This window comes from Streptomyces albus subsp. albus (genome assembly GCF_000719865.1).
Lineage (GTDB): Bacteria > Actinomycetota > Actinomycetes > Streptomycetales > Streptomycetaceae > Streptomyces > Streptomyces albus_E.
Genome location: NZ_JOID01000017.1, coordinates 1 through 10,183, shown reverse-complemented (window position 1 = coordinate 10,183; position 10,183 = coordinate 1). Strand labels below are relative to the sequence as shown.

Below are 10,183 nucleotides of genomic sequence, written 5' to 3'. Positions count from 1 at the left end.
TGACACATCCGTATCTCCCCCCACGTCCGGCCCGGAAATCCACCACAGGAGACACAGCACCATGCGCATCGGAGTCCTCACCGCAGGCGGCGACTGCCCCGGACTGAACGCTGTGATCCGGTCCGTCGTGCACCGCGCCGTGGTCGGCCACGGCGACGAGGTCATCGGCTTCGAGGACGGGTTCAAGGGACTGCTGGAGCGGCGCTACCGCAAGCTCGACCTGGACGCGGTCAGCGGCATTCTCTCCCGCGGCGGCACCATCCTCGGCTCCGCCCGGCTGGAGCGCGGCCGGCTCGACGAGGCCTGCGACCACGCCGAGGAACTCTGCGGTGAACTGGGCCTGGACGCGCTCATCCCGATCGGCGGCGAGGGCACCCTCACCGCGGCCCGGATGCTCTCCGACGCGGGCATGCCGGTCGTGGGCGTGCCCAAGACCATCGACAACGACATCTCCGCCACCGACCGCACCTTCGGCTTCGACACGGCCGTCGGCGTGGCCACCGAGGCACTGGACCGGCTGAAGACCACCGCCGAGTCGCATCAGCGGATCATGGTCGTCGAGGTGATGGGCCGTCACGCCGGCTGGATCGCCCTGGAGTCGGGCATGGCGGGCGGCGCCCACGGCATCTGCCTGCCGGAACGGCCGTTCCAGCTCGACAACCTCTGCGAGATGATCGAGGAACGCTTCGCCCGCGGCAAGAAGTTCGCCGTCGTCTGCGTCGCCGAGGGCGCCCACCCGGCGGAGGGCACCATGCCGTACGAGAAGGGCAAGATCGACCAGTACGGGCACGAGCGTTTCGCCGGGATCGGCAACCGCCTCGCCGCCGAACTGGAGCGCCGGATCGGCAAGGAGGCCCGCCCCGTCATCCTGGGCCACGTCCAGCGCGGCGGCACCCCGACCGCGTTCGACCGCGTCCTCGCCACCCGCTTCGGCTGGCACGCCGTGGAGGCCGCGCACCGGCGGGAGTTCGGCATGATGACCGCGCTGCGCGGCAACGACATCCGCCTGGTGTCGCTGGCGGAGGCCGTCTCGGAGCTGAAGACGGTCCCGGAGGACCGCATGCGCGAGGCGGAGTCGGTCTACTAGGTCTGCCCCGCGCGGGCAGTGTGTACGGGCCGGCCGGAACGAGTGCAGCGCGGGCCCGCTGCCTGGCGCGGTGAAGGCTGGACACTCCCGACGGAACGGGCCGCTACCGGAGATCAACTCCCCAGGATCGCTTCCCGGGCCGCGCGTGCCCAGATGGCCTGTTGGGCTGCGGTGAAGCCCATGCGGTTCCAGTGAAAGAGGATGTGCCGGGTCAGAAGGGAGCGCAGGCCGAGCTGCAGGTTGCCGGCGTGTGCGGCCTCCGCGAGGGCTCGGCCGCCGCGCTGCATGCCGCTGATCCACCCCGTCAGAGGGGTCAGAGGACCGTCGACGATTGCGGGACGGGCGTCGGCCGTGAGCAGTCGCTGTAGCGGGGCCGCCATGCTGCCGACCTGCTCGGGGGACACGTCTGCGGGGAGCGGTCGTCCGGCTTCGACCCGGCCCCACACGTCTCCCTGTTCGCCCCACTCCAGTCCGGCAGCACGCAGGAAGAGGGTGGTGACGAGGAGGGAGGCCTCCTTGTCCCCGGGGAGGCCCTCGATGCCGTCGGCGGTGTGTTGCTGGTAGTCGAGTACGCCGACGCTGTCGGCGTGGAAGAGGCTGTGCGTCAGCCTGATCCCTTCCGGCCCGCCGAAGGCAATGCTCTCCGGCTCGTACAGGGCGAGTCGCCATCGCCTGATCACGCCGAGGGCCAGGGTGTTGTCGAGGGCTTCGGTGATACGCGTGACGGCGTCCTCGGTCCGCCCATCCGGTCCCGGGTGGATACGCAGACGCCAGCACGGGTGCTTCCGCACGAACCACCACTCCCCGATGGGTCCGGTGGACAGGGCCGACAGGAGATGCGCGCGGAAAGAGTGTTCCGCGGTGGGGTAGTCGGCGAACTCGATGTTCACCTGGTGCCAGCCTGAGGGCTGGGGGTCGAGTGCGGCCCGGCCGGCGGCACGGTAGCGCTCGACCGCGTCGGCCAACCGGGCCGGGGATGTCCGCGTCCGGGAAGCCGCCTGCTCGATCGGTGAGCCGGTGAGGACGGACAGGACGGCGTCCTCCAGGGAATCGGTGTCCTTGTGGTCCATGTCGCTGTTTTCTCCTCAGCACAGGAGCAGGCAGGCGTCCCAGTCGGTGGCGGGTCCGGAGCCGGGTTCGGCGCTCTGGAAGGCCAGCGTGGATCCCGCCGTTCCTTGGAGGAAGCCGGGGTCTTCCGATGGGTTGAGGGTGAGGAAGCGTTCGCGGAGTCCGGGGAGCCGGTCGGTGAAGGCGGTGGGGGTTTCCGCGTCCTCGGCGACACGTTGGACGGTGCGCAGGAGTCCGCCGGCTCCGTGGCACAGGCCGCGGTCGGTGAGCTGGTCGAGCTGTCCGGAATCGGTCAGGCAGTGCAGCAGGGCACGTTCGGCCATCCTCTTGCGGTTCTCGTCCGCGAGGGCGATCGCGGCGAGCTGCTGGGCGCGGGCGAGTCCGGGCGTGCCGTAGCACCAGGACGGGGCAGCCGGGCGCATGGGCGCCGGGCCCGTCCGGGAGATCCAGCGTGGCCAGCGGCTTCCGCGGTGGTCGCTGTGGCGGATGCGGTCGAGCCAGTGGCAGATGCGGTTCATGGCGGTGTCGTGGCCGTCGACGGTGACGCCGCGGCGCTTGGCCAGGGCGAGAAGTGCGAGCGGGCCCGTGATGCCGTGGGCGAGACCGGCGTTGGCGTGCCCGCCCGGTGCTGCCGTCTTCTGGCTGGAGGGGGTGTGTCCGACCCACCAGCCGGGCAGCGGCTGCTTCCTGGGTCCGGCCACGGGTTCGGTGAGCCGCACGAGGTAGTGCAGGACGGTCTTGAGTTCGTCGCCTGCCGGTCGGCGGCGCAGCAGGAGGGCGCCGAGTCCGGTCAGGCCGCGTAGCAGGTCGTACTCGGCGAAGGTGGCGTACCGGCCTTGGTCGATGCGCGTGTGTGCGGCGGCCAGGCGGCGGCGGGTGTGCGCGGCCACGATGTCGTCGAGGGTGTGCAGGGCTCCCGTGTACCGGTCGCTGTCGGCCGCGGTCAGGTGCAGTACGTAGGCCATGGCGGGGGCGCCGAGGAACAGGCTCGCCTCATTCCCGTCGATCGACAGGCGGACGTCGGCGAGCCGTTGGTGTACGGCCTTCCACGGGATGAGACCGCGCCGGGCCCGTTCGACATGGAGAAGGGTGATGCCGAGGGAGCCGCGCGCAAGGGATTGCCGGGTGGCCAGATCGGTGTCGGCGACGGGCGGGGCGGTGGTCACCGTGGGGCTCCTTCGGTGCGGGCGGTCCAGGAGAGTGCGGCGGCGCGCGCGAGGCGGCGGCAGGTGGCTTCGCCGTCGGGGTTGATGCCTGCGGTGCGGTTGTGGTGCATGTGCAGCAGGGATGGCAGAACAGCGACCGGTTCGGGGCCGTGCGCGCTGAGGGCTTGGCGGTAGGCGGCCAGGGCACCTCGGCGCAAGGCCCACGTCCTGGCGACGTGGTCGCCGTCGGGCAGGGCTCGCAAGGCGGCGTAGCCGTGACCCGGGGTGGTGAAGCGGACGGCTGCGGCGAGTACGTCGCGGGCGGCAGCCTGGCCCTCGTTCCTCAGGAGGTTCGTTGTCAGCCATGCCCGGCCCTTGGCCGATGAGCCGAGGAAGGCGTCGGCGATGTCCACGAAGCCGGCGGCGGTGACGGCCGGCCGAAGGTCGTCGGGAATGGGCAGGGCCAGCTGCGCGACGGCGGCGGCGGAGTCGGTGGCGAAGACTCCTTCGGCGGCTCGCAGGATGAGCCCGGTGCCGTAGCGTCCGGTCTCCGGCTCGTCGGTGTCCCACTGCACGCGCTGGAGCAGGCCCTCGGCGCGGAGTTCTGCCGCCCATGCGGCGACGCGCTGCGCGGCGTCACCGAAGGCGCGCGGGTTCGGCAGGCGGATCCGCAGGCGCAGGTGACGGTCGGGATCGGCGTAGCGGGTGAACCACCAGTCCGGTCCCTCAGTGCCCCAGTCTCTCAGCAGCCTCGGCAGGTGGGTGGTCAGCACCTCCGGCGCGTGGTCGGCGTTGCCGTACAGCTTCAGGTACGCCCAGGCGCAGGCGCCCGGCAGCCGGCCGGAGTCGCGGCCGACCACGGTCGCGGTCCGGCGGACGGGCGTGGGGGTGGGCTGCTGGTCGGCGGCGAAGGGGATGGTGATCTCGTGCGCGCGTCCCAGCCAGCCGAACGCGCCCTTTGGGGGCGCCTCGTGCAGCGCCACGGTCTCGTTCCGGTCCAGTTCGGCGCGGAGGAGTTGGACGTGGGCCGGTACGTCGAGGTCCAGGCGCAGCCGCTGGTCGTCGCTGCCGATGTAGACGGTACGCGGGACGCCGTAGCGGATGCGCCAGTCGGTGAAGCGGAAGACCCAGTTGCCGCCGTCGCGGAGGTCTCGGGTGCGCAGCCGCCAGCAGGCGGCGGACAGGATGGTGCGGCCGACGCGCACTTCGGGCAGGAAGGGCAGCTGTGCCGCCGCGCCCCAGGCGAAGGGAAGGAGGACCGCGGTGTGCGCGCGGTGCAGTTCACACACGAAGCGGACCAGCGGGTGGGTGGCGTGGCTGAGCTCCACCGCGTTCATCACGGACGGTTCGACCGGTCGGCCGGTGGACAGCGACACCAGGTACAGGCGCTGGGCGTCGGCGACGACGCCGAGGTCGGCCACGTCAAGGGTGGCGTGCGGGTTGTGCTCCCCCACGGAGAGCACGTCCGGCACGACGGCCGGGGCTCGTGCGACGTTGTGTGTCGGCAGCCGCAGCGGTGGGCTGGAGACCTGGGCGCGGGCCGCGCCGGTGGTGAGCGTCGGCAGGGAGGCGTACGCGGCGATCATCCGCGCTTTGTCGGGCCGTTCCAGCATGGTGAGGAAGCGGCCGGTGGTGGTGCCGGCGGCCAGGGACAGCCCGGCCGTGGTGAGGGTGAACCGGCCGCGTTCCAGGTCTGTGAGGGTGGGCGACAGCACGGTGAAGCACAGTTCGGCGTGCGCGGGGACCTGGTCGGGTTCGCCGAGGGACAGTGCCTGGATGTCCTGCTCGCCGATGACGATCTCGCGCTGGTCGTTGAGGGCTGCGTGCTGGGCGAGCGCGAGGAGATGCTCGTCGCGGCGGCTGGTGCCCAGGATCGGACGTTTGAGGACCGTGCCGCGGTAGCCGACGGGGAATCCGAGGCCGGTGTCCGGGTCCGTGAGGTCCCGTAAGGGGACGGTGGCGCCCATGCTGTAGCGCTCCAGGAAACGGGCCCGGTAGTCGTTCCAGGCCGGGGAGCCGTTCGGGTAAGGCGTGATCCGGGACATGACATCCAGGGCGTGACCGGCCTCGCGGGTCACGATCTCCGGGAGGACGATGTCGCAGTCGGGTCGGAGGTTGACGACCAGGCCGCGGTCCGTGGTGTCGACCAGGGCGTTCATCCGCGCGGTGGCCTGTGCTCGCACGACGCGTTGCCCGCCTGGTGGGCCGCTGTCGTGGCGGGTGAGGAGTGTGTGGATCTGCCGCAGCTTCCCGGCCGTGTCAGGGGCGGCTTCAGTGGTTTCGAGCTGGTCGATCAGGTGGCCGAGTGCGTCGTCGCAGGTCATGGGGGCATGCAGGCAGCTCAGGAGCACGCGATGGGCGACGAGGTCGCGGAGCATGTCCGCGATGACCGTGGGCGGGGTACTGGGGTAGTCGCCGCACAGCTTGGCCGCGAGGTCACCGACCGTGATGGGAGTCCGGGCCAGGGTCAGCACGGCTTCGACAACCGGGGTGCGCCGCAGCCGCGTGTCGGTGGGGCCGGCGGTGCCCGGCTGGTGCTGAACGGTCAACCGGGCGCCGCGCACGGTGCAGGTGGAGTTGGCGATGACGTGCAGGTGCCGCAGCACGTCCGGGTCGCGTTCGAGGGTGGTGATGACATCACTCAGCCACACCGCGTCGGCGCGTGCGAAGGCGCGGTGGGCTGTGCCCCAGCGCACTCGTGCCGTGCGGCCGATGTGCAGAGGGGCCGGCCCGGCGAACAGCCCGAAGGGGGTGGCGCGGTGCTGCATCCGCAGCAGGTAACGGAGCAGGGAGATGGTGGTGCGTCGGACCAGGCGCGGGCGTCGGCGCTGTTCGCTGAGTACCTGGCGGATGGAATCGGCGAAGCGGGGTGTGGCGACCTCGATCGCGGCGGCTACGCTGTCCTCCGCCCAGACCTGAGCGACCCACTCCCGCCACCGGTGCACGTCGGCGGCGGTGTCGCCGCGCAGGTCCGGACAGGGAGGCGGTGTAGCCGTCGGCAGGAAGACGGATGCCCTGATCATGCCCGCATCAACAGCGTGATACATCGCTGTGTCTCCTTCTCGTGACGATCGCGCGAGGGTCCGGGCCGGCAGGAGGCTCGGCCCGGACTCCCGCGGCATGTCAGCCGCCGATGCAGGTGCTGTTGGAGCAGGCGGACTGGCAGGTGGATCCGCAGTTGTCGCTGGTGTCGTTCAGCAGCGAACCGAGGACAGGGGCGGAAGCCACGGTCTCGATGCGGAGATCGAAGTCCGAGTCTCCAACGGCCCCGAAATCCGTAGCGGCCTTCAGGGCGATTCCGGTGTTCTGCGGTGCCATCACGTTCTCCTCACTACAAGAGCTGGGTGGGTGCCATACGTCCTGGTCGAGAGGCGTGCGCGTCACGGCCAGGAGATCGTGACCCGCGTGTGCGGCCGGTTGATGACGCGGCCCGCGGGGAGCTGGTCGTCCGGCGTTCCGGCCGGGTGGACCTCGATGTGCGCGCGGTGTCCGCGGTGGCTGCGGTCCCAGGTCCGGATCTCCTCGACCAAGCGCTCGGCGACAGCCTTGCCCCGCGGCCCGTGGCCGACCGCACCCAGTTCGAACCGGTCCGGGCGGTCGGTGCGGCGCACGGTCCGGTAGGCGAAGCTGTCGCCCTCCACGAGGGTCGGCACGCCGAGCGGCGATGCGGAGGCGACCAGACCGCGCTGCCGGGCGGCGGGCTTCGCCGCCATCAGGGGCAGGTTGTCCAGGGCGGTCATCAGCCAGAGGTCCAAGTGCTCGTTGGACTCCTCGCCTGCGAGCGTCACTCCGGACCACGCCTCGGCGCGCGGTGCGTGCAGCGCGGCACGCAGGGCCTGGGGATCGGGCTCCGGGTGGCCGTCCAGGCGCAGGGCGACCTCCTCGCCCTGGGTGTCGTGAAGGACGGCCAGGCGTACCCGGTTCTCGCCGGCACCCTGCATCGGGACGAAGCCGCACAGCTCCAACCCGTCGCTGACCAAGTGCTCACCGTCGCGGACGAGGGCCACCGTGCGGGTCATGCCACGCATCCGCAGCGGCACCACGAGCCGTCCGCCCTGCTGGAGTTGATGGACCCACGCGGGCGGGACATCCGCGGCCTGAACAGTGACGACGATACGGTCGTACGGTGCGTGGCCGGGTGCGCCGAGCTCGCCGTCGCCGGTGACCACAGTGACGTTGCGGTGGCCGGTCGCCGTGAGGAAGTCCTCCGCCCGCCGGATGACATCCCGGTCGATGTCCATCGTGACGACGTGGCCCCGCTCACCCACCAACTCGGCGAGGTAGGCCGCGTTCACCCCGCCCGAGCCGATCTCCAGGACGCGCATCCCCGGCTCGATGCCGGCCTGCTCGATCTGCAGGGCCTGGATGCGCGGAGCCGACACCGAGCTGATGTCCACCCCCTCCGCGTCGGTCTTCGTCACCGCCGCGTACTCGGCGTCGTACGCCTTGGCCATGGTAAGCCCGGGAGTGGCCAGGTGCCGGGGGACCGAGCGGAACGCAGCCAGCACACGAGGGCTGCGGGCAGCACCCAACTCGATCAGCCGCCGCACCATGGCGTCACGCAGTTGCCGCTCGGACGCAGGGTTGTCGTCGCGGTTCCCGGTTGTCGTGCCGAAGGCGTCATCCACGAGCGTTCTCCTTGTCGGCGATGTGCGCCGAAGGGTCGGGGGGCAGTGCGATACAGAGGTGACTGATGACGGGTGCCGTTGTGGTGTCGACGCCCTCGCGGGTTACGCCCCAGGGCGGCGCCGATGCTGTCCATGATCAGCACCGTGTCGATCGGCAGGCTGCCAACGGCCGGGATTCGTCCGCCACACCGGCCACCGCACATCTCCCCTCGGTACCGCAGCGCGGGGCGGCCACCTCCGTTGTCCGGGTTCGCGAACGAACGTAGAGCGAGCTCCACCCAAGCCCCAAGAAGATTGCGCGAGTTTGCAGCAAGTCGATTGACGGCCCCTGATGTGTCCCCGACCATCGTCGCGTCGAGCAAACCCGCGCAAGACTGCAGACGGGAGAACGACCATGAAGCTACGGTTCCTCGGGAAGAACTCCACGACCGGCGACTGTCCGACCCTGTACGCCACGGACCGCGACACCTACCTCGTCCAGGGCTGGAGGATTTACGCGAACGACCTGCTGATGCGACTCGATGTCCCCGAGGGGCAGACGGCGGTGGAGGTGCCCACGGAGCTGTTCGAGCACCTCACGGAGGACGGCCTGCCGACCGGGGAGATCAGGCGCGTCGAGGACCCGGTCATGATCCTGACCCCGGGCGGTACGTTCGTTGTCCAGGGCCGCGAGGTGACCGACCCCGAGGCCCTCGCCCAGATGGAGATTCCCGACTACGAGACCGTCGTCGAGGTCCCCAAGACCGCCATCACCGCCCTACTGGAGGAACCGCGTGGAGCTGATCTCCAGCGCCGAGCGCAACCAGCTCTTTGAGAGCTTCGCGCAGGACGCATTCCACCTGGAGCTGAGGGACGACTATTCCGTCCCCGGGGAGGAGAGCCCGTTCGCAAGCTGGCTGCGCGGTGAGGCCGTCGACCACTCCTACATGGAACCGTGGACCCAGCTCATGCGGCGCCTCACCGGAGAAGGAAAGACAGTCCGACGCGTCCGTGTGGTCACCGAGCCGCACAGCCCCTACATCCAGTGGGAGCACGCCACCACCACCCTCAACGAGGACGCGGGCGAGGAGATCCGCTGGCTGCCCCGGCACCGCCTCCCCGACGACATCACCTTCCCCCTGGGCGGCAACGACTGGTGGCTGTACGACGACCGCCTCCTGGCGGTGGGCCACTTCGACTCCGACGGCAGAGTGCTCGGTTCGGAGATCGTCGAAGACCCGGACACCGTGGCCGAGTGCGTGCGCCTGCGGGATCTCCTGTGGGCCGCCGCCGTCCCGCACCCCGAGTACAAGCCCTGACCTTTCCGTGAGCACGCAAGTAGAAGAGATACTGCAAGCGCTGGGTGCCCGGCTGCGCGGCTTCCGCAAGGACGCCGGATTCGTCAGCGGCCGGGCCTTCGCCCGTGCCGCCGCGTGGCAGGAATCGAAGGTCTCCCGCATCGAGAACGGCAAGCAGCGCCCCAGCGAGGACGACGTCCGCGTCTGGTGCGAGATCACCGGTCAGGACGACCAACTCGGCGACCTGATCGCCACCGTCCGCCATGTCGATGAACTGTGGCTCGACATGCGGCGGCTCCTCCGGGCCGGCGCGGAGCAGCGACAGCGGCAAGCCCTTCCGGTTTACGGCAAGACCAAGGTGTTCCGCATATGGCACCCCACAGTCGTCTGGGGAACCCTGCAGACATCGGAATACGCCTCCGCAGTTTTCGAACAGGTCGTCAGCTACTACGAGATCCCCAACGATGCCGAAGAGGCCGTGGCGAAGCGGCTTGAGCGGCAGCAGTACCTGTACCGGGGCGACCGGATTTTCAACGTCCTGCTCGGCGAACAGGCCCTGTACACCAACTTCGGGGGCCCGGACGTGATGAAGGGGCAGCTCGACCGGCTCCTGGCCGTGATGAGGCTTCCCCGGCTCAGCCTCGGCATCGTGCCCCGCTCCGCGCCGGCCTCCATATGGCCGGGGAACTCGTTCTCGATGTTCGATGCCCGGCTCGTCCTCGTCGAGACCTACTCCGCGGAACTCTCCGTCACGCAACCCCGAGAGATCGAGCTGTACACCAAGGCGTTCGCCCTCTTGAAGCAGTCAGCGGTCTACGGCACCGCGGCCCGGGACCTCATCCTCACAGCCGTCCACCACTTCGATCAGATGCCGAGCGACTAGGTCGTTTCTGATGGCTCTTGGACGGTGTCTCGGAGCCAGATGACGATCGCGGTGACGGTCAGAGTGCCATTGAAGATGTAGTCGCGTTTGTCATA

Annotated in this window: 9 protein-coding genes; 4 read left to right on the top strand and 5 right to left on the bottom strand. The window is 70.1% G+C overall.

The features are described 5' to 3' along the window. Positions 1–61: 61 nt before the first annotated feature. Positions 62–1,087: an ATP-dependent 6-phosphofructokinase gene (locus tag IF83_RS0118980; RefSeq protein WP_030545681.1), complete on the top strand. Its 1,026-nt coding sequence runs from the start codon at positions 62–64 to the stop codon at positions 1,085–1,087. Positions 1,088–1,200: 113 nt separating this feature from the next. Here IF83_RS0118980 and IF83_RS32285 read toward each other — a convergent pair whose 3' ends face one another. The 5 genes from IF83_RS32285 to fxlM form a co-directional block, all read right to left on the bottom strand. Next, a complete protein-coding gene (locus IF83_RS32285) occupies positions 1,201–2,157 on the bottom strand; it encodes a thiopeptide-type bacteriocin biosynthesis protein (protein WP_030545679.1) in 957 nt (318 codons plus the stop codon). A gap of 15 nt (positions 2,158–2,172) precedes the next feature. Continuing rightward, positions 2,173–3,321 (bottom strand): lanthionine synthetase C family protein, encoded by a 1,149-nt coding sequence (locus tag IF83_RS0118970; RefSeq protein ID WP_030545677.1) that lies wholly within the window; start codon positions 3,319–3,321, stop codon positions 2,173–2,175. Next, complete coding sequence (locus IF83_RS0118965) at positions 3,318–6,347, bottom strand: lantibiotic dehydratase (protein ID WP_030545676.1); 3,030 nt, start codon at positions 6,345–6,347, stop codon at positions 3,318–3,320. The genes IF83_RS0118970 and IF83_RS0118965 overlap by 4 nt, the downstream gene beginning before the upstream one ends. A gap of 76 nt (positions 6,348–6,423) precedes the next feature. Further along, entirely contained in the window at positions 6,424–6,618 is a 195-nt protein-coding gene (locus tag IF83_RS0118960) for an FxLD family lanthipeptide (protein WP_030545674.1), read from the bottom strand. A 62-nt stretch (positions 6,619–6,680) separates the two neighbouring features. After that, complete coding sequence (gene fxlM / locus IF83_RS0118955) at positions 6,681–7,928, bottom strand: methyltransferase, FxLD system (protein WP_030545672.1); 1,248 nt, start codon at positions 7,926–7,928, stop codon at positions 6,681–6,683. 394 nt (positions 7,929–8,322) lie between these two features. On the opposite strand from fxlM, the gene IF83_RS0118950 reads away from it, so the two are divergent. The 3 genes from IF83_RS0118950 to IF83_RS0118940 are packed head-to-tail and all read left to right on the top strand — an operon-like array spanning position 8,323 to position 10,088. Beyond that, on the top strand, positions 8,323–8,742 hold the full coding sequence (locus IF83_RS0118950; RefSeq protein WP_030545670.1) for a hypothetical protein: 420 nt from the start codon (positions 8,323–8,325) through the stop codon (positions 8,740–8,742). Then, a complete protein-coding gene (locus IF83_RS0118945) occupies positions 8,702–9,226 on the top strand; it encodes a DUF6879 family protein (RefSeq protein ID WP_030545668.1) in 525 nt (174 codons plus the stop codon). The genes IF83_RS0118950 and IF83_RS0118945 overlap by 41 nt, the downstream gene beginning before the upstream one ends. A 7-nt stretch (positions 9,227–9,233) precedes the next feature. After that, positions 9,234–10,088: a helix-turn-helix domain-containing protein gene (locus IF83_RS0118940; protein ID WP_030545666.1), complete on the top strand. Its 855-nt coding sequence runs from the start codon at positions 9,234–9,236 to the stop codon at positions 10,086–10,088. The last annotated feature ends 95 nt before the right edge of the window (positions 10,089–10,183 follow it).